The organism is Brachybacterium sp., assembly GCF_036379615.1.
GTDB lineage: Bacteria > Actinomycetota > Actinomycetes > Actinomycetales > Dermabacteraceae > Brachybacterium.
Map to the genome: position 1 here is coordinate 17,944 of NZ_DASVGJ010000034.1, position 25,957 is coordinate 43,900.

General features: G+C 68.8%; 29 protein-coding genes and 1 tRNA gene. 16 read left to right on the plus strand and 14 right to left on the minus strand.

Annotation, left to right across the window (positions count from 1 at the left end; all coding sequences use genetic code 11):
• The first annotated feature begins 8 nt into the window (after nt 1-8).
• From VF289_RS06170 to VF289_RS06185, 4 genes are all read left to right on the plus strand, one after another.
• The gene (locus tag VF289_RS06170) at nt 9-1,205 is read left to right on the plus strand and encodes a hypothetical protein (protein ID WP_330882188.1); all 1,197 of its coding nucleotides are present in this window, start codon (nt 9-11) and stop codon (nt 1,203-1,205) included.
• Nucleotides 1,206-1,496: 291 nt separating this feature from the next.
• Nucleotides 1,497-2,912 (plus strand): DapH/DapD/GlmU-related protein, encoded by a 1,416-nt coding sequence (locus VF289_RS06175; protein WP_330882190.1) that lies wholly within the window; start codon nt 1,497-1,499, stop codon nt 2,910-2,912.
• Nucleotides 2,913-2,950: 38 nt separating this feature from the next.
• On the plus strand, nt 2,951-3,235 hold the full coding sequence (locus tag VF289_RS06180) for a DUF7455 domain-containing protein (protein ID WP_330882192.1): 285 nt from the start codon (nt 2,951-2,953) through the stop codon (nt 3,233-3,235).
• Nucleotides 3,236-3,263: 28 nt separating this feature from the next.
• Nucleotides 3,264-3,461, plus strand: coding sequence for a hypothetical protein (locus VF289_RS06185; RefSeq protein ID WP_330882194.1), 198 nt, complete (start codon nt 3,264-3,266; stop codon nt 3,459-3,461).
• A 28-nt stretch (nt 3,462-3,489) separates the two neighbouring features.
• Here VF289_RS06185 and VF289_RS06190 read toward each other — a convergent pair whose 3' ends face one another.
• The 4 genes from VF289_RS06190 to VF289_RS06205 all read right to left on the minus strand — a co-directional run bounded on the left by VF289_RS06190 (nt 3,490) and on the right by VF289_RS06205 (nt 6,525).
• Nucleotides 3,490-4,662 (minus strand): alpha/beta hydrolase family protein, encoded by a 1,173-nt coding sequence (locus VF289_RS06190; RefSeq protein WP_330882196.1) that lies wholly within the window; start codon nt 4,660-4,662, stop codon nt 3,490-3,492.
• Nucleotides 4,631-5,617 carry a hypothetical protein gene (locus VF289_RS06195; RefSeq protein ID WP_330882198.1) on the minus strand — a complete coding sequence of 329 codons (987 nt, stop codon included), beginning with the start codon at nt 5,615-5,617 and terminating at the stop codon, nt 4,631-4,633. The genes VF289_RS06190 and VF289_RS06195 overlap by 32 nt, the downstream gene beginning before the upstream one ends.
• Entirely contained in the window at nt 5,614-6,000 is a 387-nt protein-coding gene (locus tag VF289_RS06200) for a hypothetical protein (RefSeq protein ID WP_330882200.1), read from the minus strand. Before VF289_RS06200 ends, VF289_RS06195 begins: the two co-directional genes overlap by 4 nt.
• 87 nt (nt 6,001-6,087) lie before the next feature.
• Nucleotides 6,088-6,525: a hypothetical protein gene (locus VF289_RS06205; protein ID WP_330882202.1), complete on the minus strand. Its 438-nt coding sequence runs from the start codon at nt 6,523-6,525 to the stop codon at nt 6,088-6,090.
• Nucleotides 6,526-6,781: 256 nt separating this feature from the next.
• Between VF289_RS06205 and VF289_RS06210 the strand changes: the two genes are divergently transcribed.
• Nucleotides 6,782-7,762 carry a hypothetical protein gene (locus VF289_RS06210; RefSeq protein WP_330882204.1) on the plus strand — a complete coding sequence of 327 codons (981 nt, stop codon included), beginning with the start codon at nt 6,782-6,784 and terminating at the stop codon, nt 7,760-7,762.
• A 48-nt stretch (nt 7,763-7,810) separates the two neighbouring features.
• Here VF289_RS06210 and VF289_RS06215 read toward each other — a convergent pair whose 3' ends face one another.
• The 4 genes from VF289_RS06215 to VF289_RS06230 form a co-directional block, all read right to left on the minus strand.
• On the minus strand, nt 7,811-9,085 hold the full coding sequence (locus VF289_RS06215) for a J domain-containing protein (protein ID WP_330882206.1): 1,275 nt from the start codon (nt 9,083-9,085) through the stop codon (nt 7,811-7,813).
• A gap of 171 nt (nt 9,086-9,256) precedes the next feature.
• Nucleotides 9,257-9,691 carry a hypothetical protein gene (locus tag VF289_RS06220; protein ID WP_330882208.1) on the minus strand — a complete coding sequence of 145 codons (435 nt, stop codon included), beginning with the start codon at nt 9,689-9,691 and terminating at the stop codon, nt 9,257-9,259.
• A 166-nt stretch (nt 9,692-9,857) separates the two neighbouring features.
• Nucleotides 9,858-10,421: a hypothetical protein gene (locus tag VF289_RS06225; RefSeq protein ID WP_330882209.1), complete on the minus strand. Its 564-nt coding sequence runs from the start codon at nt 10,419-10,421 to the stop codon at nt 9,858-9,860.
• A gap of 802 nt (nt 10,422-11,223) precedes the next feature.
• A tRNA-Pro gene (locus VF289_RS06230) sits at nt 11,224-11,297 on the minus strand.
• A gap of 206 nt (nt 11,298-11,503) precedes the next feature.
• Between VF289_RS06230 and VF289_RS06235 the strand changes: the two genes are divergently transcribed.
• The 7 genes from VF289_RS06235 to VF289_RS06265 all read left to right on the plus strand — a co-directional run bounded on the left by VF289_RS06235 (nt 11,504) and on the right by VF289_RS06265 (nt 16,424).
• Complete coding sequence (locus tag VF289_RS06235) at nt 11,504-12,358, plus strand: class I SAM-dependent methyltransferase (protein ID WP_330882211.1); 855 nt, start codon at nt 11,504-11,506, stop codon at nt 12,356-12,358.
• Nucleotides 12,359-12,393: 35 nt separating this feature from the next.
• Nucleotides 12,394-13,311 carry a DUF881 domain-containing protein gene (locus VF289_RS06240; protein ID WP_330882213.1) on the plus strand — a complete coding sequence of 306 codons (918 nt, stop codon included), beginning with the start codon at nt 12,394-12,396 and terminating at the stop codon, nt 13,309-13,311.
• 50 nt (nt 13,312-13,361) lie between these two features.
• Entirely contained in the window at nt 13,362-13,694 is a 333-nt protein-coding gene (locus tag VF289_RS06245) for a small basic family protein (protein ID WP_330882216.1), read from the plus strand.
• Nucleotides 13,691-14,443 carry a DUF881 domain-containing protein gene (locus VF289_RS06250; RefSeq protein ID WP_330882218.1) on the plus strand — a complete coding sequence of 251 codons (753 nt, stop codon included), beginning with the start codon at nt 13,691-13,693 and terminating at the stop codon, nt 14,441-14,443. Before VF289_RS06245 ends, VF289_RS06250 begins: the two co-directional genes overlap by 4 nt.
• Before the next feature lie 126 nt (nt 14,444-14,569).
• Nucleotides 14,570-15,013, plus strand: coding sequence for an FHA domain-containing protein (locus VF289_RS06255; RefSeq protein ID WP_330882220.1), 444 nt, complete (start codon nt 14,570-14,572; stop codon nt 15,011-15,013).
• A 67-nt stretch (nt 15,014-15,080) separates the two neighbouring features.
• Nucleotides 15,081-15,710, plus strand: coding sequence for a MerR family transcriptional regulator (locus tag VF289_RS06260; RefSeq protein WP_330882222.1), 630 nt, complete (start codon nt 15,081-15,083; stop codon nt 15,708-15,710).
• A 129-nt stretch (nt 15,711-15,839) separates the two neighbouring features.
• Nucleotides 15,840-16,424, plus strand: coding sequence for a MerR family transcriptional regulator (locus VF289_RS06265; RefSeq protein WP_330882224.1), 585 nt, complete (start codon nt 15,840-15,842; stop codon nt 16,422-16,424).
• A gap of 178 nt (nt 16,425-16,602) precedes the next feature.
• Here VF289_RS06265 and VF289_RS06270 read toward each other — a convergent pair whose 3' ends face one another.
• Nucleotides 16,603-17,394, minus strand: coding sequence for a ParA family protein (locus tag VF289_RS06270; protein WP_330882226.1), 792 nt, complete (start codon nt 17,392-17,394; stop codon nt 16,603-16,605).
• Nucleotides 17,395-17,511: 117 nt separating this feature from the next.
• On the opposite strand from VF289_RS06270, the gene VF289_RS06275 reads away from it, so the two are divergent.
• The gene (locus VF289_RS06275; protein WP_330882227.1) at nt 17,512-18,531 is read left to right on the plus strand and encodes a methyltransferase; all 1,020 of its coding nucleotides are present in this window, start codon (nt 17,512-17,514) and stop codon (nt 18,529-18,531) included.
• A gap of 74 nt (nt 18,532-18,605) precedes the next feature.
• Here the strand turns inward: VF289_RS06275 and VF289_RS06280 are convergent, their stop codons facing one another.
• From VF289_RS06280 to VF289_RS06290, 3 genes are read right to left on the minus strand one after another with little or no spacing between them, the layout of a single operon-like run.
• Nucleotides 18,606-19,238, minus strand: a complete 633-nt coding sequence (locus VF289_RS06280; RefSeq protein ID WP_330882228.1) for a TIGR03085 family metal-binding protein — start codon at nt 19,236-19,238, stop codon at nt 18,606-18,608.
• Nucleotides 19,235-20,236, minus strand: a complete 1,002-nt coding sequence (locus VF289_RS06285) for a sugar phosphate isomerase/epimerase family protein (protein ID WP_330882229.1) — start codon at nt 20,234-20,236, stop codon at nt 19,235-19,237. The genes VF289_RS06280 and VF289_RS06285 overlap by 4 nt, the downstream gene beginning before the upstream one ends.
• A 43-nt stretch (nt 20,237-20,279) precedes the next feature.
• On the minus strand, nt 20,280-21,398 hold the full coding sequence (locus VF289_RS06290) for a Gfo/Idh/MocA family protein (RefSeq protein WP_414644451.1): 1,119 nt from the start codon (nt 21,396-21,398) through the stop codon (nt 20,280-20,282).
• A gap of 190 nt (nt 21,399-21,588) precedes the next feature.
• Between VF289_RS06290 and VF289_RS06295 the strand changes: the two genes are divergently transcribed.
• Nucleotides 21,589-22,386, plus strand: coding sequence for a transglutaminase family protein (locus tag VF289_RS06295; protein WP_330882233.1), 798 nt, complete (start codon nt 21,589-21,591; stop codon nt 22,384-22,386).
• Nucleotides 22,387-22,441: 55 nt separating this feature from the next.
• On the opposite strand, the gene VF289_RS06300 is transcribed toward VF289_RS06295, so the two are convergent.
• Together VF289_RS06300 and VF289_RS06305 are read right to left on the minus strand one after the other, a co-directional pair.
• On the minus strand, nt 22,442-23,419 hold the full coding sequence (locus VF289_RS06300; protein WP_330882235.1) for a PAC2 family protein: 978 nt from the start codon (nt 23,417-23,419) through the stop codon (nt 22,442-22,444).
• A 94-nt stretch (nt 23,420-23,513) separates the two neighbouring features.
• Nucleotides 23,514-24,317 (minus strand): TSUP family transporter, encoded by an 804-nt coding sequence (locus VF289_RS06305; protein WP_330882237.1) that lies wholly within the window; start codon nt 24,315-24,317, stop codon nt 23,514-23,516.
• A gap of 64 nt (nt 24,318-24,381) precedes the next feature.
• Between VF289_RS06305 and VF289_RS06310 the strand changes: the two genes are divergently transcribed.
• Together VF289_RS06310 and VF289_RS06315 are read left to right on the plus strand one after the other, a co-directional pair.
• The gene (locus tag VF289_RS06310; RefSeq protein ID WP_330882239.1) at nt 24,382-25,020 is read left to right on the plus strand and encodes an HAD-IA family hydrolase; all 639 of its coding nucleotides are present in this window, start codon (nt 24,382-24,384) and stop codon (nt 25,018-25,020) included.
• A gap of 226 nt (nt 25,021-25,246) precedes the next feature.
• Nucleotides 25,247-25,816, plus strand: coding sequence for a maltokinase N-terminal cap-like domain-containing protein (locus VF289_RS06315; protein ID WP_330882241.1), 570 nt, complete (start codon nt 25,247-25,249; stop codon nt 25,814-25,816).
• The last annotated feature ends 141 nt before the right edge of the window (nt 25,817-25,957 follow it).

The following is a 25,957-nucleotide window of genomic DNA, read 5'->3' on the forward strand; positions in this document are numbered from 1 at the left end:
GGCAGGCGATGAGCGGCATCATGCGCAAGAAGGACACCGGCGAGGCAGGCAACGCGGGAGAGTTCGGCTCTGTGCCGCGCCGAGAGGCGGACGTCGAGGTGGCGACCAGCTCCGATGAGCGCTCTCACGCGGGCCCGGCTCTGCTCGAGCGGTTCGGATTCGACGTACGCACCGCGGACCCGACCGAGTTTGATGAGCACGGCGCGGCGGCCGGCAAGGCCCTCGCCACCACCCGATCACGTCTGCGCGGCCGTTTCGACGAGCTACACCGGGCCGTCGGGGATCGGCGCAGCCCACGTGACGGTTGGGTTAAGACTGATGAGCAGGTGCTCACGGCGGCCCGCGACTGGGTGATCCTCGCCGATGGCGGTGCCGCTTCTGAGGCGACTGGGTCGCAGATCCGGGGGCCGCTGCGTGATGTTGAGGCTGCCCAGGCGGAGGTGGATCGGGCCCGGGAGCAGGTCGACGGGCTCGAGGAGGCGTTCCGGATCCGTGGCGGCTGGAACCGCGCATTCCTTGTCGCGAACGGCAACGGCCACGTGCATTCGAGCATGGGCTGTTCGACGTGCCGGCCCACGACTCAGTACGCGTGGCTGACTGACTATTCCGGCGCCGATGAGGACGCAATCGTCACGGCTGCAGGCCACCGCGCGTGCACGAGCTGTTATCCCTCGGCACCCGTGGGTGATGCAACGTCGCTGCCGACGAAAATGCACACGCCGGACGAGCTTGATGCCCAACGGGAGCGGGAGCGACGGGACGCATGGGCGAAGCTGACCCCGGCCCAGAAGCGGGCACGGAAGCGTGCGGAGAAGCTCGCCGCAGCAGTGTCGAAGAACGGCAAGCCGCTGCGCTTCGAGGAAGACCTCGGGGATGCCGGGAAGGTTCGCGAAGTGATCTCCACCGAGCGGGACGCAGAGCTGGCCTGGGCGAGGGGGCTGGGCGATGCGATCAACCTCGAACGGACCGCGGGGGAGACCTTGCCGGAGTTCGCCGAGTCCCGACGGAACCAGGAGCAGCGGACGGCGTGGCGGGCCCGGATGCGCCCGGTGATCGCCCAGAACCTCGCCGAGAAGCACGGCACCACAGCGCTCGAGGAGAAGCACCGTCTCGATGCCATGACCAGGGCCTACTACGTCGAGAAGCACCCCAAGCTCGCTGAGCAGTTCGAGTCCGATGCGGATGAGGACTACCTGAACCAGTGAGGTCGCGTCCCGCGAGGCGCAGCTGTCGCCCACTGGGGCGGACATGAGCAGTAGGAACCCTCAGTCCCGCTTCTCGCGCGCCCGCACAGTATTGATCGGCCTGCTCGCGATCATCCTCGTTGCGCTGTACGGGTACCACCACCGCACCGAGCTCGGACAAATCTTCGATGGGCTTCGTGCCGCGATCCCGTTCACCGCCCGTGTCGAGGCTGATCTGTCCAGTACGGGGCTCGAGTCCGACTGTCCGACTGTCCCTGAACCCCGGCACGCAGAACTCTGCCCGGGCTACGGGTGGACGACGAGGAGGACCCCATGATGGCTACGAAGGCCCGGACGGTAAGCAGCTTCAGCTCGAAGGTGCGGAAGCGAGATACCGGCGAGCGGGGCAACAAGGGCGAGTTCGCTGCCGTGTCCCGCGGCGAGGCGGACATCCCGATCCCAGCACCAAACGCCGAGGCCCGCCCGATCATCGGGGAAGATGCCCAGATCGCGGCCAGCGCCCAGTTCGGAGAGGGTGTGCGTATCGGTGAAGGCTCTCGTATCGGGGAAGACGTCACGATCGGCGCCGGCGCGAGCATCGGGGAGGGAGTCGTGATCCGTGAGGGGGCCCAGATCGGCGCCAACACGAGCATCGAAGATGATGCCTCGATCGCACAGGGCGCCAGCGTGGGGGAGAAGGTCACCATCCGTCAGGGCGTGATCCTGCAGGCCGGGTCCGTGGTCGGCGACGGGGTCGTGCTCGACGAGGAGGTTTCGGTCGGTGCGAGTGCGCGGCTCGGTCGGGATGTGCAGGTTGAGCAGTCCACGTGCATCGGTGCCCAGGTGACGATCGATGAAGGTGTTGTGGTCGGGGAGGACTGCGTGCTCGAGGACCGGGCGCTCATCCGGCATACGTGCCGGGTCGGTGACTCGGTCACGATCGGGAAGAGCACGGAGATCCACGCCAGTTCGAGCGTGGGTAACGGCTCGCGGATCGGCAGCCGCAACCGACTCGAAGGAACGTTCGGCGACGAACTCGAGGTCGGGACCCGCTCAAGGCTGCTCGGCGGCAGCACCTGGGGAGAAAACGTCCAGGTCGGCGACGGAGTGAAAGTGGATGGCGGGGCCAGCTCCAGGTTCGCGCATGACACGCAACTTGGGGACAAGACCACCCTCACCGATGCCGTGGTCAACGGAGTGCTGTCCACCGGGGAAGGAGTCACGATCAAGGGCCGGGGCGGAGCCAGTGAGCTGCACGGCACGATCACGATCGGTGCCGGCTCGACTCTCGACGGGACGTTCACTCTCCAGGATGGGACGGAGATCGGGGAGTCCGTTCAGATCCACGGTCCCAGCGGCGCCTACCCGGACGAGGTCGTCACCCAGATCGACCGGGACTGCGAGGTGCTGGACCGTGCCACCATCCGCTCGGGCGTGAGGCTCGGGGAGCGCACCCTGGTCGGCTCATCGGCGGAAGTCGGACTCGCTGTGATCACGGGAGCAGACACGGACATCTGCGATCGGGCGAGAGTCGGTGACTTCTCCGTTCTCAACGGTTCGGTGATCGGTGAGGACGCGACGGTCGGGCACGGCGCCCAGACGGGATACGGCGCGGAAGTGGGGGAGCGGTCAGTCATCGAGGACAACACGGTGATCGAGCCGTACGCCCGCGTCGACGACGATGGCTACGTCCCCCGCGGGGCCGTCGTGACAGAGACTCGCCGCTGATCGTCCCGTGACGGCAGGACAGCGCCCACTGGGCGGGCATGACCACCACGACGCACCGTGCACTCAAGGCAACCCCGCTGTCGGTCCCGCCCCGGCGTGCAGACACCCTGTTCGGGCAGACACCGACCGTCGCCTCCGAGTGGACCTCGTGTGACCGCTGCCCAGCCGCGCTGGCCAAGGTGAAGGTGCTCTACGTGACCGGTCCAATCTACCTGTGCGGGCATCATGCCCGTCAGTCGTGGCGCGTCCTGGATCGCACCGCCCTGCGGATCCGCGCAGACGTCCCGAACGGCTCGTACTACCTGCCCATGCCACCCCGCTGATCCACCCCACAACGAAAGAGAAACCGCCATGGTGACGCCGACCCTTGCTCCGTTCGAGCAGCTGCACGAGGACATCGAGCTACTGGACGCCGCAGGCTGGCCGATGGAGCGGGTACGCGCCGAGCTCTCCCACGAGCAGATCGAAGAGATGATCGACGCCTACCTCGCACGCAGCGATGATGCCGTGGCGGGAGCACTGAGCTCGGTCATCGACGACGCCCTCTGAGCAACGGCGCCTCGAAGCTCGGAATCCGTCAGTCGGGCTTGTCGAGTCGGGGCGTCAGCCAGGCCGACACTGCGGTGCGCCAGCGTCCCGGGTCGGAGTTCCAGGTCATCGTGTGGTCGGCCTCGAACAGCTCGAGCGTGACATGCGGGTTCACCGCTGCGACCTGCTCGGCAAGGCGCCACGGCGTGGAGCGGTCATAGCGCCCCTGCAGGATAAGGGTGGGAATCCGGATGCGATCTCGAGCGCTCCAGTCGAGGAGATCCAGGTCGATCTCGCTGGCCAGACCCATGGGGCGCGCGAGCTGGGGGAAGGTCAGCCAGGGGTAGGCGAGGTAGGCAGTCCAGGAGGGTAGACCGGCGCCAGGGAGGTTGGCGGACAAGGTCGCACGCCAGTCCAGGACTGGGGATTCGGCCACTACCGCGAGGACCCGATCACTCCACGCGGAGTGGTGTGCGAGGCGAAGCGCGATACTCGCCCCCATCGACCAGCCGAACAAGACGATCTGCTCGGCGCCATGCTCGATCGCGTATTCAAGGGCTCGCTCGGCGTCGTGGAACTCATCGATGCCGAGTGTCGGTCGCCTCGACCCGACCTGTGGACCGTCGACCGTGTTCCGATACGTGGTCACGAGCGACGTGAGGCCAAGCTCGGAGGCGATCTGGACGCCGCGAAGGGTGCCGGCGCGCGAGCTGCCAAGACCGTGGATGTGCACCGCCCACGTCGCACGCGAGTCACTGTCGATTACCCAGGCGGGAATCGGGCCATGCTCTGATTCGATGTTTGCATCGAGGGCATGGAGGCCCGCATCGTTCGGTGTCGGGAACTCGATACCGGTCCACGAGACGCGCTCGACGCCAGCCAGCGCGTCAGCGGCACTAGCGGACACTTCCCGGGCCACCCCGGTGGCTGATGTGACGATGGCGGTGCTGAATCGGATGTGGCGGCCGTCCGGGAGGAACGCGCCGTACCTGCCCTGCTGTCGGGTTTGGGAGGTATCGCCGAGGGTCACCGTCGACTGGTCGTCGTTCCTCGAGACACCCAGGATCCGAGTGGAGTACCTCCGGCCGCTGTACGGCGCTGTGAGGGTGCGGGCGATGGCGCAGCCGACTGCACCCGCGAGAGCAAGGGCGAGGACCGCACCCCCGGCGACCACCAGCGGCACTGTCGGCTTACGCATGGGCACGAACTGGGGGATGCTCACCCATGAGGTGGCGCTCTGCCTCGTCGAGAGCGGCGGCCTCGTCGGTCGTCAAGGTGAAGCCGTGACCCACGGTGGCCTGAACATCGCGGACCTCAACGATGAGCCGGTACAGAGCTGAGCCATGATCATCGGACTTCTCGACCTGTGGGCCGAGCGGCTTGAGATTCTGTGCGCGTTCCCAAGCCTGGGTGAGCATCCCGAGCAGGTGGGCGGATCGCCTGTTGTCGCTGCGATTGTCGATGAGCCGTCCGAGGGGGAGCAGTACGAACCCGGCCGTGATGAGCAGGAAGCTGATTGCGTTGACGTAGTCGTAGATGCTCTGCGCAGCAGTGAGGACCCCTTCATAGCCGGCGACGTGGGAAGCATCCATCACCAGGACGTCGACGCACGAGACGGTCTGGATTGCTCCGCCGAGCATGAGAACGATTGTTGCGAGCCGCTTCGCGCCGCGGACTCTCTTGGCTTCGCGTGCGCAAATGATGGCGAGGGAAGCAGTGACGGCGCCGAAGTACACGTGCTGCACGCCCGAGTACAGTGCGGCGGCCAGCTGGTCGCCGTAGTCGATCATGAAGCGTGCGGACGTTCCTTCCATCTCGACCTGCGAGAACGCGATGGCTGAGATGGCAGCGACGGTGATGGCCACGGTGAGCCAAGTTCGGCGGGGGCCCAGCACGAGCTTGCTGAGCCAGATCTGCTCATTTGATGCGCGGGCGACGGCACGGGCGAGGGAGGACATCCCGAAGATGATGGCGATGTTGGCGATGAGGCCAGTGAGGTTGTGCCCGCCCAGCCAGGCGTCGACCGTCATGTACAGCGGTGAGATGTTGAGGGATAAGCCCACTCCGACCGATGCTGTCGCGTTGATGGTGGAGCGGTCCGCTGCTCCGTGGCCTCTGAGGATGATGAGCCCGATGACCGCGAGCCAGAGAGCTGTAGCGATGAGGACCTGGGTCATCCGAACACCTTTGTAAACGATGACTGCTGGGCGTTCACGCGCAGTGAGTGGGCGAGGCGGTCTGCCAGTGTTTCGGCTTCGCGTTCAAGTTGGTTGTCGTCGTGACCTCGCGCGAGTGTGCGTACGACAGCATCTTCGGGGAGATCGGGAAACAGTTTAGACGCGTTACTCTGCCCTACTGCCAGGTCATGGCCGAGGATCATGTGCGCAAGTTCGTGGAGGATGATCTGTTGGCGATGCAACTCGGATGGGGCAGGCGCGTGAAGAACATAGTCCCCGAACTTCGTGTTGAGCCAGATCCCGAAGAGACCGTCCTCTGGACTGATCTCGGGAAACTCTACGACCTTGATCGTCGTATCACGTTCCTGCTCGATGGCGGACACGATGTCTTCCATCGCGAACAATTCGGGTAGCGCGATTCCGAGTGATGAATCAGTCGTTTGAGTTCGGCGACCAGCGCGCGCCATGGATTACCTCTCTTCGGTCCGACCTGCTGCTTCCTCATCCAGGAACCGGGTGATGGCGTCGAGGGCACCTGGAGACACGTCCCCCAAGGTGCGCGCAGCGAACGATCTGACCCGCGCGATGCGCATCACCCGGATGAGCTCGAGCTGCGATTCGACCTGCTCAGGGAGGGGGCCATCGCTGAGCAGGAAGTCTGACTGCACGCCAAAGAAGTCGGCGATCGCTTCGAGAAGGTCGGGATCGGTCACCTCGCGATGTCCGTTGAGCATGTAGCTCCAGCGGGCCCGGCTCAAGCTGACTCCGCGTGCCTCCAAGTGTCCGGAGATCTCGGGGTAGGTGGGCTCGGTCCCGTGCTCGACGGCGTACAGGTCCACGAGGAGTCGCAGCCTTTGCGGCATGCCCAGTGCGTCCTGGTTGCCCGGGCCGGGATCGTCTCTGTCCACAAGTCCTCCATCCTCTTAGACATGTCTGACACTACCTGATAGACATGCCCAACACAGGTTAGACATGCCCAACGGGATCTCCCGGTGCCACCTGAGCCATCCATGACGCCGAGGAGGAGCCCACGGATGACCCATCTTCACGGATGCCATACTGCCCCCGAGTGGATCCTCCAGAATGCGTTGTGCACGTCGCGCGGTTCGATGCGATGGTCGGGCCATAGGGGCTGGTCATGCCGGTGGCGTCGGGGGTGAGGGCGTGAGAGTCCGCGCCGCCGCGGCCACCCGCGTCTTCCAGCACCACAGCCGCTGCGAGTGCGATCGGGACACGCTCGACGCCCCATGGAAAGCCGAGCTGTGCGCAGTGCTGCATGCGGACTGTGAGGCGGAAATGCGCTGGCGGCTGGAGGAGTTCCTCGAAGACCGGAGGTTCGAGGTGCGTCGAGTCCTCGCGCGAGTCAAGCGGGTCGCGCGTCTGCAGTGGGATGACGACGACGTGGTGCTGTCGTACTTCGGTCAGGCGCTCCTGCGGATGGTGACGCAGCGCTGGCGCGCCAAGGACGGCCCCGGCACCAGCCCGGTGTTCAACTACACCGCGAACATCCCGATGATCCTCGAGTCCGAGACGAGATCCTGCATCCGCGACGACCGGCGCCAGGGGTTACTCGACGGCACCGCGGGCGTGCCCGGTGCCAGTGCACAGGACCGCAAGTCCGCGCATGTCACGAAGTCCCGTCAGCTGTTCGAGACCGAGCATGGGCGTCCGCCAGCAGATGACGAGCTCGTCGCCTTCCATAACGACCGGATGCGCGCCACCCGGAAGGACGCAGCCCGACAAGCAGTTCTCATCACGCGGGGTGACTTGCGCACCGCACGGGCAGTGCCGCTCGAAGAGGTGTCAGTGGGGGCCGATGCGCGCATGCCGGCCATGGCGTCGGCGGACTCGGGGCCGCTGAACTGGTCAGATCGGATCCTGGCCGTCATCGTCCGATGCGAGCAGCTCGACCAGGAGCGGGAGCAGACGCGCACTCGACGACTGAAGCGGGAACCGGTCCAGGCTGCCGACGTCGCACGCCTCTACTTCGCCCACCACGCGATCGGGGAGTACCCCACCCGAGCCGAGATCGTCGAATGTCTTGGAATCACCGCGCCGGCGGCGCGCCGTGAGCTCGGTTCGCGCCTGCAGGAGGTTCTGGAAGTGGCCCGTGACCTCTTCGCCGACTATCACCGCAGCGCTTGACGCTTTCGAGAGCGCCATCGCGGCGGCCGCAGGATGGACAGCACCGAGTTAGACCAGCAGCGACATGGATTCCAGTGCTCGATGGCGGAACAGAGCGTTCGGCCTGTCGAGGCTCGTGCCGGCGTCGGTCGCGACCGCATCCAGGATCTGGGTGAGCGAGCCGAACGAGACTCCGCCAGCCTGCTCGATCCCTGTCGGGGCGGCTGCGAGCAGTGTGGGCACGACATACCCATGAACGTCCGAGCCGCGGCCGAAGCGCCTACGGAGTGCCTGCACCTCGTCGTGGACGACATTGCGGTGCATTTGGCCGTCGGTGATGATCTCGGTTCCTGAGATCTCCAGGCCGTCGGCGCCGAGCGGAGGGATCGCGATCAGGTGCACGGACCGGCCGACGACGATTGCTACTTGCGACCGCACCAGGCAGGTGTTGGGCCGCGGAGTCACGCGGTCGGGCAGCAGGATTACGCGCACTCCGTCCCGGTGGCCGAAGGCTCCCGTGAGGGCGCCGAGCAGCCGCTCGATGTCAGTGCTGCGGGAGCCGAGCGCGGTAGTGCCGACCTGCGTGATGAACGAGGAGTCGATGACGTCCCCGTCCCGGGATGAGCGGGACAACACTACGCCGAAGGACAGGTACGTCGTGAGCGTGCTCGCCATGAGGCACAACGGGCTGCCAAGCATGGGCAGGGGTGTGCCAGCATCGAGGTAGATGCACACGGCGCCGGCCACCGTAACGAGTAGGGCCGCGATGAGGCCCCACCGTCGGAGGATGCTTCGCGTGACCACCAGGGCCGACCAGATCAGATGAGCTCCCACGCCGCACAGCAGCGCCACCGGCGTCGAGACCGCGTCGATGCGAGCCAGCGGCAGTCCGAGCGTCGTCCCGGCGGCCACCCCGGCAGCTGCCCACGCCACGAACGCGACCACCAGCAGGATCGTACGTACATGCCAGCGGCGGGGAGCCTCTACTCTCGCTCGGGCTGCGCTCTCCTCGGCCGGGACGTACCAGTCCCACTGCGAGGGATCGACGTCAAGCATCGACCTGGCTCGAGTCCCGTGCTCGGGATGGAATACGCGGCGCCGTGCCGCTGCCGGTGACGGTGCGGAAGCGGCACCAGGGGTACGGAGTGCCAGGGTGCGGTCGTAGGTGGCCCGCCGCGAAGCATTGGCCAAGACGTTGTACGCGGAACTGACGTGCTTGGCGAGCTCGTCGTCCCCGCCAGCATCGCCATGAAGGGCCCGCATCTGAGCACGGAAGGCAGCAGTGATCTCGGCTCTCGAGGCGTCCTGGGACACGCCGAGTGTCTCGTAGTGCGTCAGCGCCACGTCGCCTCCTCCCTCTGATCGCCCTGTGCTCTGAAGAAGTGGCAGATCAGGATCCGGATGGAATGTTCACGCTATCGCGGACACCTCACGTCCCAGAACGTCGAGGACAGACAGCGCAATACCCAGCAGACATGCCATCAACCGCTAAGTGCAGGACTGCAGTCTTCACTGTCACGCCACCGACAGGGCCATCGCGCCGATGCGCTCCGCGACGGTCTCTAACGTGGCCGGAGGTGCGGATGGATGAGCCGCCAGGTAGCGGAGGGTCTCCGGGGCCGCGTTCGGTGCGGAGGAGGCGTGGAAGATCGCGTTGCGGTCGGTGAGTCGGCGGGCGATCCAGTCGATGAACTCGGGGGAGAGGTCCCGGCGGCGCGTGACGGGGTAGGCCAGCCACCGCTGGTCGAGCTCGATCAGGTGCTCCAGCGTGTCCGCGGAGGTTGCGGGGTTGTGTGCGATCTTCCGCAGCACCTCGCCGGCTACTTCGCTTCGGGCCAGGTCATCCAGCACTTCGGGGTCGACGCTGAACTCGGCAGTCCGAAGGAGAGTCTGTACGGCGTGCGGATCCTCGACGGGACGGGGTGCGGCGTGCTGGGCAATGGTGGTCATGGCGGCTCCTGCTCCTCGTGACCCGGCCCTTCCGGGTACTGGTGCAGTGGGCGCGAGCACCCCGTGACAGGACAGGAGCGTGACGAAGCATCGGGCGCAGGTGAGAGATCTCAGAGATGCGGATCGTGGCGACAGTCGGCCTCGTTGCGGCGGTAAGCCCTGGGCATCAGGACTGTAGAGGAAGCACCGCGCCTCCGGAGCCGACACGGGCCCGACGGCCGAGCCACCGAGAATTCTCGACCGGCTTCGAGGGGCGTGAGGTGAGGTTGTTCAGGCGGTGGTCGATGCTGACCGAGATGGTCCGGCCAGTGATCTCGCGACCTCGTCGATCGGTGCGCCGCGGGATCGGATCGCCGAGGCTGTCGAGGTGCCCGGTGGCGATGACGAAGGACCGCACGCAGAGCAGGAACTCGCGGCCCACCGTCGAGCCAGGAAGGCGGTATGGGCCCTCGATACTGCGGGACAGGTCCTCGTCGCTCATGTCCGCGATCCGCTGCACGGCGGGGTCAACATCCATGCGGATCACGAGATGGCCGGGTGCATCCGTGGTCTTGGCGGCCACCTCGCCACTGCCGGCCAACGCCCGAACGGTGTCGAGATCGAGACGGGGTATCAGCCCGTGATCGACCAGATGCGCGAGGGAGGAACGGTCGATGCCGACGATGCGCGCGGCAAGGGCCACGGGGAACTGCTCGTCGGGATTCGGCTTCGTGCTGCGGACGGTCGGCATCAACAAAGCATTCCATACCCGAATCGTCATTTCGAGTGGCACGCAGATTGTGCACGGCGGACGTGAAGTGCGTGCAACCCGGAATGTAGCCGCTGCTGCATTGATGGTGGCTGCCGGGAACAGTGGGTTCCACAGTTGCTGGTACCCCGGAATGGCTCAATGTCCGGTAAGCGCCATTATCGGACGTTGATTTCACGTGTCATGCGAAATTCATCAACAGAGGGCCGGACACCTCTTCAGCAATCAGCTGGAGGAGCCTGACGCATAGAACTTGAGCACTCCGCAGATGGTGCCCGCACGGCCAAGTATGCGTTTCGGTGCAGCGGGATGCCTTCCCACCGCGACGTGGGTCCAGCTCGCCCTGACGGGTAGCCGCGGTGCAGGGGCACTTCGAGGTGTACGTGGGAGGTGACCCAGTGGATGACCCGTGAGGGCGAAGCGCTATCGATGCCCCGGCAGCCGAGAGTGGCCGCGCCGACACTGCCGCAGTTCTTCCCCACGTGGGAGCTCCGACGGGAAGGGCAGCCTTGCGACGGGCGAGACGGCCTGCCTGGTCTTGAGTCGCGGCGACGAGAGAACATGGGGGAGACTCTGGCCCTGGCCACCAGCCGGCCCCGTTCTGTGCTCGCCCCGCGTGCCCCTGGTCCAGGAGCGGCACTCGAAGGTCGATCGCCGTCGTGATGGTGACCCCGAGGCTCGTGCGGTCTCCAGCCGGCGCGACTCTAGCGGTCACTCTAGCGGTCACATCGCCGCTAAAAAAGACAACGCCCTGGTGAGAAACTTGTTCTCACCAGGGCATTTGTCGGGCTGACAGGATTTGAACCTGCGACCCCCTGACCCCCAGTCAGGTGCGCTACCAAGCTGCGCCACAGCCCGAGATCATGCGTGATCCTCCGCGACCGGAGGACCGAGGAACACAGTACCCCGAGCAGGGACCTGGTATCCAATCGAGAGGTGCGTGACCTGCGGCACCTGTGCCGCAGTCGCGCGGTGCGCCTCGGATGCGATAGTGGGCTCGCAGGAGCGGCACGAGAGCACGCACCACTCCGACCGGTCACCCGGTCCGACGCGCAGGAGGTTCGATGACGACCGACGAGCAGGAGCGGCAGCGCTGGCGCGAGGCGCTCGCGGAGGACCCCACAGATCCCACCGATTCCACTGATCCCGCCGACGGGGGCCACTCCTCCCCTCCCGGGCGCTGCGATCAGGAACCGCCCTGGCGCTGGCGGACCCTGGTCGAGAACCTCGCACCGATGGCGGACCGGGTGCTGGATCTGGGCACCGGCGGGGGAGAGGTGCTCGCCGCCCTGGCCGACGTGCTTCCGGAGGGCTCGGTCGCCACGGAGGGTCGCACCGCGACCCTGGCCCTCGCCCGTGCGCGGCTGGCTCCGCTGGGGATCGAGGTGCTCGAGCACGGCCCGGACACCGGCGCCCTCCTGCCGGTGGGGGACGGCGGCTTCGGCCTGGTGCTGTGTCACCACGAGCCCTTCGACGCGACGGAGATCTCCCGCGTGCTCGCACCCGGCGGCACCTTCCTCACCCAGCAGGTGGGCGGGGACGACGGTCAGGAGATCCGTGCGCTCTTCGGGCACGACGCCCCGCGTCCCAGGGCCTCGCTCGAGGACACCGTGCATGCCCTGACCGTCGCGGGCCTCACCGTGGAACGTGCGGATGCCTTCCATGGCCGCTGCGAGATCGACGACGTCCCCACGCTCCTGCGCGCTCTGCGCCGGGCTCCGTGGGGCGCGCCGGAGGGACTCGACGTGGGCCGGCACCGCGACGTGCTCGAGCACCTGCACGCACGGCTGCGCACCGGACCGTTCAGCGCGACCGTGAGCAGGTACCTGGTGCAGGCGAGCATCCCCGAACCTGCACGGACCGGACGCACCGACTTCTCGCAGCTGCTGGACGAGCACCCGGCCGTCCCGCGGGTCTGACGGCCCCGCACCCTCCCCGCTCCTAGACTCCAGCCATGCGCGATGCCGAGCACACCACCCCGCACGGCGAGACCCCGTACTCGCCGACCTCGCTGCTGCGCGCGCTCACCGCGAATCCCTATGGCGTGGCGACCCTGCGCGAGCACGAGCATCCGGCTGCCGAGGCCGCTCCGCCGGACAACCGGTACACCCGCGTCACCACCCTCCTGCTCGCCCTCCTGCTGGGCTTCGTCGTCGCCGTCTCCGTGCTGGACCTGCGGGGAGAGGCCGCCGCCGAGGACAGCCCCCGCGCACTCCTCGAGCAGGAGGTGCGGGAGACCCGTGCCGAGGCGGAGCAGCTCGAGGAGCGCCGCATCGAGCTCGAAGGGCAGGTCACCGAGGCCCAGGGCGCCGTGCTCGAACAGGATGACTCGGGCGCGGCCGAGCGACTGACCGAGTTCGAATCCGCAGGAGCCGGCGTGCCGATGTCCGGACCGGGCACGGTCCTCGTGCTCGAGGATTCCGCGCCGCTGCCCTCGAGCCCGGGGGCCGCCGACGGCGCAGCGAACCGGGTCACCGACGGTGATCTGCAGATCGCCGTCAACGGCCTGTGGGCTGCCGGCGCAGAGGCGATCTCGGTGAACGGCCAGCGGATCGGCCCCACGACCGCGATCCGCACGGCCGGTTCGGCGATCCTGGTGGACTTCCGCCCGCTCTCACCCCCCTACCGGGTGACGGCGCTCGGAGACACCGAACAGCTCCGCACGGCGGTCGATGCGTCGGAGACCGGCGCGTACCTCTCCGAGATCTCCACCCGTTTCGGGATCCGGCTGTCCTGGGAGGATGGGGAGGAGCTGTCGGTACCGGCCCGTTCGACGGGTACTCTCCGGGAGGCGACCGCGCTCGAGGACTCCGGCGACGCCGCGGCGGAGACCCCGCCGAGCGATTCGCCGAGCGATTCCACGAGCGATTGACCACGTAGCGCATCGAACGCCGCCGAGCGCGGCACCGAGGAGGAGTCACCGTGATCGCCATCATCGGACTGGTGCTGGGCATCGTGCTGGGCGTGATCATCCAGCCGGACGTCCCCGCCGGGCTCCAGCCCTATCTCCCCATCGCCGTCGTCGCGGCGCTGGACACCCTCGCCGGAGGACTGCGCGCGAGTCTCGACGGTGCCTTCGACTCCCATGTGTTCATCACATCGTTCCTGTTCAACGTGCTCATCGCAGCCTTCCTCGTGTTCCTCGGCGACCAGCTGGGGGTGGGCTCGCAGCTCTCGACGGCAGTGATCGTGGTGCTGGGGATCCGCATCTTCTCGAACGCCGCGGCGATCCGACGACTGCTGTTCCGGTCATGAGCGATGGCACCCGCACCCCTGACTCCCCGGACCAGCAGCGGCTGGTCTGGCGGCGTCTCGGTGACTCCCTGCGCCCACAGGCCAATCCCGCGCACCTGATCGTCGGCGTGCTGTGCCTGCTGCTGGGTCTCTCGATCGCCGCCCAGGTGAGCCAGACCGACGACTCCCTCGAGGGATCCAGCCAGCAGGAGCTGGTGCGGCTTCTGGACGAGTCCGGTCGCCACTCCTCGGATCTCGAGGTCGAGAACGCCGAGCTCGAGCGCACCCTGGACGCTCTGCGCTCCGGGCAGGAGGGTGACATCTCGGCGCGGAACGCCGCCGAGGAGCGCCTGACGGAGCTCGAGATCATCGCCGGCACGGTGCCGGCCCACGGGAGAGGGATCGTCGTGCTGATCGCGGATCCCTCTCAGGGCCTGCGCGCCTCGACCCTGTTGGGCGTGGTGCAGGAGCTGCGCAACGCCGGCGCGGAGGTCATCCAGATCGGCGATGTGCGGGTGGTCGCCTCGACCTCCATCACGACGGCGACCGACGGGGGCCTGCTCGTGGACGGCACCGCGATCGAGGCGCCCTACGAGCTCCGGGCGATCGGGGACCCCGCCGTGATGGAACCCGCGCTGCGGATCCCCGGCGGCGCCGCGGACTCGGTGGCGGGTGACGGCGGGACCCTCTCCGCGGTCTCGGATGACGAGGTCCGGATCGAGGCCACTGTGGAGCTCGGGACCCCCGAGCACGCCCGAGTGGTCAAGTGATCGTCAAGTCTTGGCCTGACGTGGTCGAGAAGTGCCCGCAGGCCACCGATGGCATGCGAAGATGGGCGGGCCGAATTCCGAGCGCTCATCGCTCAGGATCCGCAGCAGGCCAGGAAGGGGTGCGCGGTGTCAGGGAACACCGAGTGGAACGACGAGAATCTTGATCACACGTCGAAGCTGAGTGCGATCTCGCCCAGTGACCCCGTGGAGGATGTCGAGTCCGGCCTCTCGTCCCAGGATCGTCGGGCGATCGAGAACCTGCCTCCGCGCAGTGCGCTGCTCATCGTGCGGAAGGGTCCGAACCTGGGGGCACGCTTCCTCCTGGATTCCGAGACCACCGTCGCGGGTCGTCACCCCAAGAGCGAGATATTCCTGGACGATGTGACCGTCTCCCGCAAGCACGCCGCGTTCGTGCGGGACGGGGATGGCTTCATGGTGCGTGACCTGGGCTCCCTCAACGGCACCTATGTCGGCAAGGACCGGGTGGACGAGTCCCGTCTGCACGCCGGGCAGGACGTGCAGATCGGCAAGTACCGCCTCACGTACCACCCGTTCCACGGGACGGCCTGATCCGATGGCGGCCTCCGCCTCGCGCAGGCCGAGCACGTCGACTGCGGCCCGGCTCAGCATCGGGCAGGTGCTTCAGATCCTGCGTGACGAGTTCCCGGATCTCGCGCACTCGAAGCTGCACTACCTCGAGTCCGAGGGTCTGATCACGCCTGAGCGCACTGCCTCCGGCTATCGCAAGTACTGCCGCGAGGATGTGGACCGCCTCCGGTTCGTGCTGCGCGCCCAGAGGGATCGTTTCTGGCCGCTCAAGGTGATCAAGGAACATCTTCTCGAGCACGGGGTCGACTCGGAGGTGACCTCGATCGCCTCCCGGCCCGGACCCAGCTCGACGCTGCAGGCGGTGCGCCTGGACCGTCACGGCCTGGCTCGCGAGGCGGCAGTCGACGAGGAGTTCCTGGTCGAGCTCGAGCAGTTCGGTCTGCTCGCCGACGGAGGCCTCTTCTACGGCGCCACGGAGCTGGAGATCGTCAGCGCAGCCCGTGCGCTGGCCGAGGAGGGTCTGCACCCGCGCCACCTGGTGATGCTTCGCACCGCTGCGGAGCGGGAGGCCCACATGATCCGGTCGATCGCACGGCCGCGCTCGCGCTCCGGGGATGCCGCCGCCCGCGGGGAGGCTGAGGACTTCGCGCGTGACCTGGGCGAATCTATGATCTCCCTCCACAGCGCGGTGCTGCGCTCGAAGCTCCGGGAGGGATGAGGGCGCCGCTCCGTCATCCCTCCGTGACCTTCGCGCGGCGAGTTGCTGCCTGCCGAGGTGGTCTTGGCGCTAGTCTGTGGTGAGTGCTCTCGTCCTTCCCCCTCGGAGAGCCGGAACCCGGAGGTAGCCGTGAACGCCACTCGAGGCGATGATCGCTCTGAACAGTCGACCGTCCCCGCAGAGCCCGCCCAGGGCGTGCTCTTCGACGATGTGGTGGATACGCCCGGAGAGCTCGGCTACCGCGGTCCGGCCGCCTGCAAGGCCGCGGGCATCACCTACCGCCAGCTCGACTACTGGGCCCGCACCGGACTCGTCGAGCCCGGGGTCCGGGCCGCGCATGGCTCCGGCAGTCAGCGCCTCTACGGTTTCCGCGACATCCTGGTGCTGAAGGTCGTCAAGCGCCTGCTCGACACCGGTGTCTCCCTCCAGCAGATCCGCGTCGCCGTCAGTGCTCTGCGTGAACGCGGCATCGACGACCTCGCCGGCATCACCCTCATGAGCGATGGCGCCTCGGTGTACGAGTGCACCTCCGCCGAGGACGTCTTCGACCTGGTCCAGGGTGGTCAGGGTGTGTTCGGCATCGCCGTGGGCCGTGTCTGGCGCGAGGTCGAGAGCGATCTGCTGAGCCTGCCCGGGGTCAACCCGGCCGATGACGCAGCCCTCGCCCTGCAGGACGAGCTGGCCGCGCGTCGCCGCTCACGCCAGGCCGGCTGAGCACCGCCACTGCGCACCGAGAGAACGGCGAGCCCCGGGGAGGGACTCGCCGTTCTTCGTCGTCGAGGGTGCCTCTGCATGCCGTGAGCCGGCTGTGGGCCGGGCCGTGAGCCGGCTGCGGCTCAGCCCATGAGTCTGGTCGTGCGTCGCGGAACGGGCCGATGGGGCCCGCACGCCCTCAGGAGTTCTGGCGGGAATCCATCACGGTCTCGAGCAGCGCATCGAAGTCCTCGGTGAGACGTTTGCCGGAGGCGCCCTCGTACGAGTGCAGCGGCACGGCGCCGCCCTGGGCCTGCTGCAGCCCCACACGTTCCTCGATCACCGGCTCGAGCACGGAGGCACCGAACAGCTCCCGCAGCTCCGCCAGGCGGTACTGGTGCTCGACCGACCGCGGCCGATAGCGGTTCACGACCAGGCCCAGTGGCTGCAGGCGCGGGGCGATGCCGTTCTCGTGCATCTCCGTGGCGAGCTTGAGCGCGCGATCCGCCGCGGTGACGGCGAAGAAGCCGGGCTCGGCCACGACCAGTGCACGGTCAGAGGCGGCGAGCGCCATCTGGGTGAGACCGTTGAGCGAGGGCGGGCAGTCGATCAGGACCAGGTCGTACTGGTGGGTGCGCTTGTCCAGCGCGTGATGCAGTCGGCGTACCTCCTTGGGCCCCGGGGCGGGGGAGTCCATGACGGAGGACCGGCTCGATCCGGGGATGATGTCCAGGTGGGAGGCCGCGTCGGCGGACCACGGGGTCTCGATGATGGCCCGGTCGATGGTCTCGGTGCGCGGGGAGGTGAGCACCTCGGCGATGTCCAGGGTGCTGGCGGGTTCACCGAGCAGACCGAGGGTGGAGTCGCCCTGCGGATCGAGATCGACCACCAGGGCGTTCACCCCCTGATGCAGGGCGGCGGACGCCAGGCCCAGGGTCACGGACGTCTTGCCGACGCCGCCCTTCAGGGAACACACACTCACGATGAACACATGCGCCAGTCTACCGACCCGAGCCCGTCCCGCCGCACCGCGACGTGCGGGTAGCCTGCGTGGATCATCCGACAGCGGTCAGAGGATCGGCCGACGGAAGTCACGGAGGGGGAGTCGATGGCGCAGATCACGCACGATCTAGTGCTCGAGGTGCTCGACGGGTGCGGCCAGAGCGCTCTTGCCGAGGCACGGGAGCACGGGCTCGCCCGGCTCATCGCACCCACCGAGCTGGCCCTGAGCTGTGAGGATCTCGACGCAGTGCGTTCGCTGCGACGTGTGGTGGCGGTCTCCACGGGACTCACCGTCCCGGCGCGTCGGCCGCGAGAGCTGCTGGAGACCTCGGTGCAGCAGCAGCTGGCCGCGCTTCTCGAGGAGATCCGCCGCCAGCGCCCCCGGCAGCGGTTCCACGGGCTCCGGCTCGAGGCCGCCGGGTCTGACACCCCGGACATGCGACGCCTCGCCTCCGCTCTCGCCGAGCTCGCAGGGCTGCCGGTCGCCTCCGACGGCGACCTGGTGGTGCGGGTGCGGAAGGGTGCCGCGCCCGTCACCTGGCAGGTGCTGCTGCGCACCACGCCGAGACCGCTCGCAACCCGCGCCTGGCGCACCGTGAACTATCCGGGCGCCGTCAACGCCACCATCGCCGCGACCGTGCTGGATCAGCTGCAGATCGGTGCGGAGGATTCGCTGCTCGACATGACCTGCGGTTCCGGCACCTTCCTGGTCGAGCAGCTGCACGAGACTGCGCCCGCGCGCGCCGTCGGCGTCGACCGGGACCCCGCTGCGATCGACGCCGCTCGGGAGCATCAGCGAGCGGCGCGCCGCAAGGGACGCATCGACTGGGTGCTCGGCGACGTCCTCACCGCCGAGCTCGAGGGCGGCTTCACCCGGATCGTGACCAATCCGCCCTGGGGCACGCTGCACGGCGAGCACGAGACCAATGAGGAGCTTCTCGCGGAGCTGCTCTCCCGCGCCGCCGAGCTGGCCGCACCGCAGGCCCGGCTCGGCGTGCTCACCCACGAGATCGCCCGCATGCACCGGGTCCTGGAGACGGCCCCCTCTGGCTGGCGACAGAGCGGCGAGCACCGCTTCTTCCAGAAGGGCCACCATCCGCGGCTCTTCCTGCTCGAGCGCGGCTGAGCCGGCCGGCCCGGGCCTCCCCGGAACGGGCGTCGCCTCCTGGGTCTCACGGCCCGAGCATCACAGCCTGGGCCTCACAGCCCTCGTCGGCCCTCCTGCAGGGCGCGCATCCCGCCCCGATCCCCGTGGACCCGGACCCGTGCGACCTCGTCCCGGCCGCTGATCCACAGCAGCAGCTCGAGCGGCTCTCCATGCACCCGCAGGCTCCCCTCCGCTCGGCGCGAGCGGAGCTGACGTCCGCCGAGCGGAGAGACCAGGGTGACATCGGCCCGCACCCGCATCGCCAGCGGTGCCATCAGGCCCACTGACCGCCAGGCGTCGGCCGCGACGGCGGGGGAGAGGCGGCGGGGCTCCACACCGCTCTGTGCACGGCGGAGGTCCTCGTGATGGATGAGCAGCTCGCCCTCACCGCTGAACCGATCCAGCGCCCCCACGGGAGAGAGCCTGCCGGGACCCTGCCGGAAGGTCTCCACCCTCGTCGTCCAGGGGAGGGCCCGATGGGCCGCCCGAGCCTGCTCGGCGCGCCGACCGATCACGCCGGGAAGCTTCGGACCCACGACGAGGTGAGGGTGACGCTCGCGTCCCAGCAGGTGCTCGAGCAGCTCCTCGGCATCCCACCCCGGCAGGATCGTCGGAGCTGCGGGACCGAGCGCGAGGAAGGTGCGGGCGAACTCCTCCCGCTCCTCGTACTGTCCGGCGCGGTTCATCCCTGGCTGCTGAACGCCGCGTCGAAGGACACCTCGGAGGCGGGGTAGTCCAGGGTGCGCAGCAGCTCGATGGCCTCCTTGGCCCCGTGGAGGCGGTCCATGCCGGCGTCCTCCCATTCGATGGAGATCGGGCCCTCGTAGCCGATGGAGCGCAGGGCGCGGAAGGCCGCGTCCCACGGCACGTCCCCGCGACCGAAGGAGACGAAGTCCCAGCCGCGGCGGGGGTCGCCCCAGGCCAGGTGGGAGCCCAGCCGGGTGTTCCGTCCGGTGACCCGCACACGGATGTCCTTGCAGTCCACGTGGTAGATCCGATCGGCGAAGTCGGTGATGAAGGAGACCGGATCGATCTCCTGCCACATGAAGTGGGAGGGGTCCCAGTTCAGGCCGAACGCCTCCCGGTGCCCGATCGCCTCGAGGGTGCGCTGCGTGGTCCAGTAGTCGTAGGCGATCTCGGAGGGGTGGACCTCGTGGGCGAAGCGCACTCCGCACTCGTCGAAGACGTCGAGGATCGGGTTCCAGCGGTCAGCGAAATCCTGGTAGCCCTCGTCGATGACGTCCTGGGGGACCGGCGGGAACATCGCCACGTACTTCCAGATCTTCGACCCCGTGAAGCCGATGACCGTCTTCACGCCCAGCTTCTGGGCGAGACGGGCGGTGTTCTTCATGTCCTCGGCGGCGCGCTGGCGCACGCTCTCCGGGTCACCGTCGCCCCAGACGGTGGGGCCGACGATCGCCTGGTGACGGAAGTCGATCGGGTCATCGCAGATGGCCTGGCCCTTGAGGTGGTTGGAGATCGCCCAGCACTTCAGGCCGTGCTTCTCCAGGATCCCCAGGCGCTCGGCGATGTAGTCGTCATCGTCCCAGCGGGAGGCGTCCAGGTGCTCACCGGAGACCGCGATCTCCAGACCGTCGTATCCCCAGCCGGCCGCGAGCTCCGCGACCTCCTCGAGGCTGAGATCGGCCCACTGGCCGGTGAACAGGGTGTGCGGGTGCGCCATGGGGGCGAACTCCTTCTGTGAGGGTGCGGTGGTGCGGGGAGGGTCAGAGGGTGACTGTGGCGCCGTCGGCGGCGTCGGAGGCGATGATCGCGTCGAGCACCCGCTGCAGGGCGAGGCCGTCGGCGAAGTCGGGGGAGTAGCCCGGCGCCTCGGCGGTCTCGCGGTCCCGGACCGCCACGAGCAGGTCCCGGGCCTGGTTGCTGAACGCGTTCTCCCAGCCCAGCACGTGTCCCTGCGGCCACCAGGCCGCCAGATAGGGGTGCTCGGGCTCGGTGACCAGCACGCGGGTGAAGCCCTGCTCGGCAGCGGGCAGCGTCGCATCCAGGAACCACAGCTCATTGAGGTTCTCGAGATCGAATCTCAGGGCGCCGCGCGTCCCGTACACCTCGAGGCTCAGCGCGTTCTTCCGCCCGGTGGTCATGCGGCTCGCCTCGACGGAGGCGATCGCCCCGCCGTCGAGCTCGAGCGTGGCCCAGGCGGCGTCGTCGACGGTGACCGCTTCGGGGCCGTCGGGCCCGGGCCGCTCGGTGACGAGGGTGGCCAGGCGCCCGCGCACGGCGGTCACGGACAGACCGGTGACGAACTGGATCTGGTCGATCGCGTGCGAGCCGATGTCGCCCAGTGCGCCGGAGCCGGCCGTCTCCTTCCGCAGCCGCCAGGACATGCCGGCGTTCTCATCGGTCAGCCAGTCCTGGAGGTACGCGGCACGCACCTGGCGGATCTCGCCGAGCCGGCCGGAGGCGACGAGCTCCTGGGCCTGGCGGAGCGCCGGCACCCGACGGTAGGTGTGCCCGAGTGCCGCGATCTGTCCTCGGTCCTGGGCGGCGAGGGCCGCCGCGACCATGGCTTCCGCCTCGGCGGTGTCGTTGGCCAGCGGCTTCTCGCACAGCACGTGCTTGCCGGCCTCGAGAGCGGCGATCGCGATCTCGGCGTGGAGGAACCCGGGGGTGCAGATGTCCACGATGTCGATGTCCTCGCGAGCGATCACCTCCCGCCAGTCCGTGGCGTGCTCCTCCCAGTCCAGGCGGTCGGCGGCCTCGGCGACCGCCTCCTCGTCACGGCCCACGATCACGCGCCGCGCCACGGCAGGGACCTCGAAGGCGGAGGCGACCGTGCGCCATGCCTGGGAATGGGCGCGACCCATGAAGGCGTAGCCGATCATGGCGACACCGAGCGGGCGAGGGGAGGTCTGGGGCACGGAGGGCTCCTTCGGGAGGGTCGGTATGAGCAGCGACGCCTTGGTCATGACGACTGGGTCACAACCCTATGTCCCTCCTCACGTCGCGGCAAAGGGCCGGGCGTGACCGCCGCCCGGGGATGCCGCGCCGTGGCGGATGCTGGACACTGGTGCGGTGGAACGACATGCACACTCGTGGATCAGGGCCGACGTGGCCGCCGGCACCGACGTCGCCCTGCTGGTCGCTGCCTCCGACGCCCCGATCGCGGACGAGCAGCTGCGGGTGCTCGCGGCAGGCGCCGAGCACCCGGTCACCGAGACCCGGGATCGCTTCGGCAACCGCCTGCACCTGGTGCACGGCCTCCCGGAGGGAACGGTCGAGATCACCTACGAGGCGCGGGGTGCGGGCCCCGCCCAGGTGCCCGGCAGCGGGGAGGCGGATGCGGTGCTGCATCTGCGACCCTCGCGATACTGCGAGGTGGACGAGTTCGAGAGGATCGCCGCCGACGTGATCGGGGGCCGGGAGGGTGCGGACGCGCTCGACGCCGTGGTCGACTGGGTGCACGAGCACCTCGACTATGTCCCCGGCTCCAGCACGATCACGGATTCGGCGCGCTCCACCTATGTGTCGCGGCAGGGCGTGTGCCGGGATTATGCGCATCTCACCGCGACCCTGCTGCGCGCAGGAGGGATCCCTGCCCGCTGCTCGTCCGTCTATGCCCCGGGGCTCAGCCCGATGGACTTCCACCTCGTCGTGGAGGCGATGGTCGCGGGTCAGTGGCAGGTGGTCGACGCGACGCACCTGGCTCCTCGCGCGTCGATGATGCGGATCGCGACGGGGCAGGATGCGGCCGATACCGCGTTCATGACGACTCTCGCCGGGAACGTGGTGCTCACCGGGATCCAGGTGACCGCGGTGGTGGATCCGGCGCTGCCCCGCGAGGTGCCTCGGGAGCGGATCGTGCTGCGCTGAGGCGGTGCGCTGCGAGCAGTCGGACCAGGGCCGTGGACGTTCGGTCCGCGGCTGGTCAGTCGGCGGCCGGGGACTGTCCTGCGCCGCCCGGGTCTCCGGGGTTCGAAGACTCGGAACCGGGGCCGTCAGAGCCCTTGCCCTTGCCCTCGCCCTCCGCGTCGAAGCTCGCCAGGTACTCCTCGACCTCGGCCGCGATGGCGTCGGCGGTGGGGACCTCGGCGCCCGCCCCGGAGGTGATCATCCGATCGAACCGGGTCTCGAGACCGGAGACCATCTCCTGCAGTGCGGGCTGGGAGTCGATCTGGGCGGCGACGGCCTCGCGCACCGGTCCGGCCTGCGACTCGAGAGAAGCGGTCGGGACCTGCGGACCATGCTCCTCGGGCAGGGCCGCGAGCAGGGCGATCGCGGCGTCCGGGTAGGACATCTCGTGCAGGTACTGGGGGACGTGCACGGTCAGACCCACCACCTCGTGGCCGCCCTCGGCCAGGCGCATCGTCAGCAGGGCGGTGAAGGGTGCCCGCAGACGGAAGGTCCCCGGCATGGTGCGGCGCACGCTGATCGTCTCCGGATCGCCCGCGAAGCGCGTGACCGGCAGCTCACGGGTGTGGGGGACGGGTGCCGGGAAGCCCTGCAGCAGCAGGGTGCGCTCGATGCCGAGCTGCTCCACCACGATCTGCAGTGCGCTCGCGACCCGCTCCCACTGGAACGACGGCTCCGGACCGGTGAGCAGGAAGAACGTCTCCCCGTCGAGCCCGGTCACCTCGTGCAGCAGGATCTCGGGCTTCTCGTAGTCGGTGAAGTGATCGAGCTGGAGGGTCACCTCGGGGCGCCGACCGGAGTAGTCGTAGACCTGGTCCATGTCCAGCCGTCCCACGACGCGGCTGGAGAGGGAGTTGAGCAGCTGGTCGTCGACCAGCTGCTGGGCCTCGCCGGCATCGCTGTAGGCGCCGAGGGTGACGAGCAGGGTGCGACCGGTGAGGGCGCGTGAGTCGACGTGGCGCTCGTAGCTGAACAGGGTCGTCGGATCCATCATGACCTCCAGGGCGGCGGGCCGCTGTCTCGGCGGCGCGGGTGACGCCCGGTTCAACGGGGGTGCGGCGAGGACTATTCCCCCGGGAGCGTACGGCTCACGTGAACAGCGTCACCGAGTCGGCGGCCAGGCGCAGCGCGAGTGCGCCGGTCACCACCAGGAACACCCACCGCACGAAGCGGGATCCGAGCTTCAGCGCGAGCCGTGCGCCGAGATAGCCGCCGAGCAGGTTCGCGACCGCCATCACCGCGCCGAGGACCCACCACACCTCGCCCTGCATCCCGAAGACCAGCAGTGCGCCGATGTTGGTGGTGAGGTTGGCGAGCTTGGCATGCACGCTCGCCTCGAGGAACCCGTACCCCAGCACGGCGACCATCGCGATGATGAAGAAGCTGCCGGTGCCGGGTCCGAGGATCCCGTCGTACAGTCCGACGGCGCCGCCGATGCCGCCGGCACGCAGCACGTGGGCACGGCCCTGGTGCCGCGGTGCGTGCACCAGGCCCATCGCCGGGCGCAGCAGCGTGTAGGCGCCGACGGCGAGCAGGGCGACCAGCACGATGGGGGAGAGCCAGGGGCGGGGGAGGAAGCTCGCCAAGCCCGCTCCTGCGGCGCTGCCCGCGAGCGCGCAGAGCACCAGGGGAGCGACCGTCGCGGCGACCGGCATGATGCGGCGGACATAGGTCCAGGAGGAGACCGCGGTCCCCGCCGCGGAGGCGAGCTTGTTGGTGCCCAGGACCTCGCCGGTGGAAGCGTCGGCCGGCAGGGAGGTGAGCAGTGCCGGCAGCTGGATCAGACCGCCTCCGCCCACCACGGCATCGACCCAGCCCGCCACGAAGGCGGCACCGATCAGCAGCACGAGGGTCAGGGCGGAGAGCTGCAGCAGCTGGTCCAGCAGAGGCACAGCAGCAGTCAACACCCGCCCGGAGCTGATGACGAATCGGTCCGTGTCCTGGCACACTGCACGGATGCGCGCACTGATCTGGGATCTCGGCGGGACCGTGCTGGACACCTATCCCGATGTGGATCGCGCCCTGGCCACAGCGCTGGACCCGCACCCGGGGGACGAGCTGCTCCACGAGGTGGGCCTGCTGACCCGAGTCTCCAGCTCCCATGCGATCAGCACGCTCTCTGCCCGCCACCGGGTCCCCGAGGCCCGGCTGCGCGCCGCCTACGAGTCGACCACACAGCAGTGGCGCGTCAGCCCGCCACCACTGATGGACGGGGCGCGCGAGCTGCTGGCCGCGGTGCGGGCCCAGGGCGGGCTGAATCTGGTGGCCACGCACCGCGAGCGGGAGAGCGCCTCCGCCCTGCTCGACTCGCTCGACCTGGAGGTCGACGACCTGGTCTGCGCCCCCGACGGATACGCCCGCAAGCCCGACCCGGAGATGGTGGACGTGCTCCTGGAGCGGCACCGTCTGGCTCCCGAGGACTGCCTCGCAGTGGGCGACCGTCCGGTCGACGTCGCCGCCGCAGCGGCCGCCGGAGTGCGCGGCGTGCTGCTGGAGACGCCGGGGATCGCGCTCGATGCCGGGGACTCCCGGCGCGTGACCTCGCTGCGGGAGCTGCACGACCAGCTGACCCCCGCCGGGCCGTACGGGGTCTGAGGCGATCCCCCGCATGCCGTCCGGGGACAGCCCCCGCAGGCACTGGGGGCTACTGCCCAACCTTCGTCGAGAACACCATCTGCCCTGGCCATCACCCCTTTCACGACTCTAGTGTGACGGCATTCACCGACGAGCGGATCGCCGCAGACGACACGGCCTGACTGCGCTCCGCCACAGGTTCCGCCACAGGTTCCTCCACAGGGGAGCGGACGGCTACCGTAGGGGCATGGCGATCATCTACCAGGCAGAGCTCAGTCCGACCAAGCCGCAGATCCTGCGCGACTTCCTGGCCGACCGCTCCTGGGGTGAGAGTGGGAAGCTCGAGTTCCTCGGCGCCTACCGCTTCGACGACCCCGACGGCGAGGTGGGCGTGGAGTGTCACCTGGTACGGGTGGGGGAGACGACCTACCACCTGCCGCTGGCGTACCGCTCCGCACCGGTCGAGGGCGCCGAGGCGCAGCTGCTGACCACGATGCAGCACTCGGTGCTGGGGGAGCGCTTCGTCTACGACGGCCTCGGGGACGAGGTCGCGCTGGACTGCTTCCGGCGTGCGCTCTGCGGCGAGCAGACGCAGGCCGAGCTCCAGATCTACTCCGAGGACGGCCAGCTGATCGAGACCCGGCCGCAGGCGGTCACGCTCAGCCTCGAGGCCGACGAGGGGGAGAGCCTGCCCACCGGGGACGAGCTCCTGGACGGCGCGCCCTTCACCATCGCCCGCACCCTCGGGGACCTCGACGGCACCGTGCGCCTCCGTGCCGCCTGGAACGACGGTGGCGGAGTCGTCGCCGCGTTCTGAGCGGCGCCGTCGTCGGTGGCAGCGGGGCGTCGACGCTGGCCGTGATCGCGGACATGACTGACGGTCCCGCGGACGATGACCCAGCCGGGGTCAGGAGTCCGGAATCTCAGGGGAGAGTTCTCCGGGCTTCTCTGCCATTCC

Excerpts from the sequence above, each read along its gene's own strand:
- VF289_RS06315 (WP_330882241.1), top strand. The coding sequence starts at position 25,247 with ATGGCGATCATCTACCAGGCAGAGCTCAGTCCGACCAAGCCGCAGATC.
- VF289_RS06310 (WP_330882239.1), top strand. The coding sequence starts at position 24,382 with ATGCGCGCACTGATCTGGGATCTCGGCGGGACCGTGCTGGACACCTAT.
- VF289_RS06300 (WP_330882235.1), bottom strand. The coding sequence starts at position 23,419 with ATGATGGATCCGACGACCCTGTTCAGCTACGAGCGCCACGTCGACTCA.
- VF289_RS06290 (WP_414644451.1), bottom strand. The coding sequence starts at position 21,398 with ATGATCGGCTACGCCTTCATGGGTCGCGCCCATTCCCAGGCATGGCGC.
- VF289_RS06225 (WP_330882209.1), bottom strand. The coding sequence starts at position 10,421 with ATGCCGACCGTCCGCAGCACGAAGCCGAATCCCGACGAGCAGTTCCCC.
- VF289_RS06180 (WP_330882192.1), top strand. The coding sequence starts at position 2,951 with ATGACCACCACGACGCACCGTGCACTCAAGGCAACCCCGCTGTCGGTC.
- VF289_RS06240 (WP_330882213.1), top strand. The coding sequence starts at position 12,394 with ATGCGCGATGCCGAGCACACCACCCCGCACGGCGAGACCCCGTACTCG.
- VF289_RS06250 (WP_330882218.1), top strand. The coding sequence starts at position 13,691 with ATGAGCGATGGCACCCGCACCCCTGACTCCCCGGACCAGCAGCGGCTG.
- VF289_RS06220 (WP_330882208.1), bottom strand. The coding sequence starts at position 9,691 with ATGACCACCATTGCCCAGCACGCCGCACCCCGTCCCGTCGAGGATCCG.
- VF289_RS06275 (WP_330882227.1), top strand. The coding sequence starts at position 17,512 with ATGGCGCAGATCACGCACGATCTAGTGCTCGAGGTGCTCGACGGGTGC.
- VF289_RS06285 (WP_330882229.1), bottom strand. The coding sequence starts at position 20,236 with ATGGCGCACCCGCACACCCTGTTCACCGGCCAGTGGGCCGATCTCAGC.
- VF289_RS06235 (WP_330882211.1), top strand. The coding sequence starts at position 11,504 with ATGACGACCGACGAGCAGGAGCGGCAGCGCTGGCGCGAGGCGCTCGCG.
- VF289_RS06280 (WP_330882228.1), bottom strand. The coding sequence starts at position 19,238 with ATGAACCGCGCCGGACAGTACGAGGAGCGGGAGGAGTTCGCCCGCACC.
- VF289_RS06195 (WP_330882198.1), bottom strand. The coding sequence starts at position 5,617 with ATGACCCAGGTCCTCATCGCTACAGCTCTCTGGCTCGCGGTCATCGGG.
- VF289_RS06185 (WP_330882194.1), top strand. The coding sequence starts at position 3,264 with ATGGTGACGCCGACCCTTGCTCCGTTCGAGCAGCTGCACGAGGACATC.
- VF289_RS06170 (WP_330882188.1), top strand. The coding sequence starts at position 9 with ATGAGCGGCATCATGCGCAAGAAGGACACCGGCGAGGCAGGCAACGCG.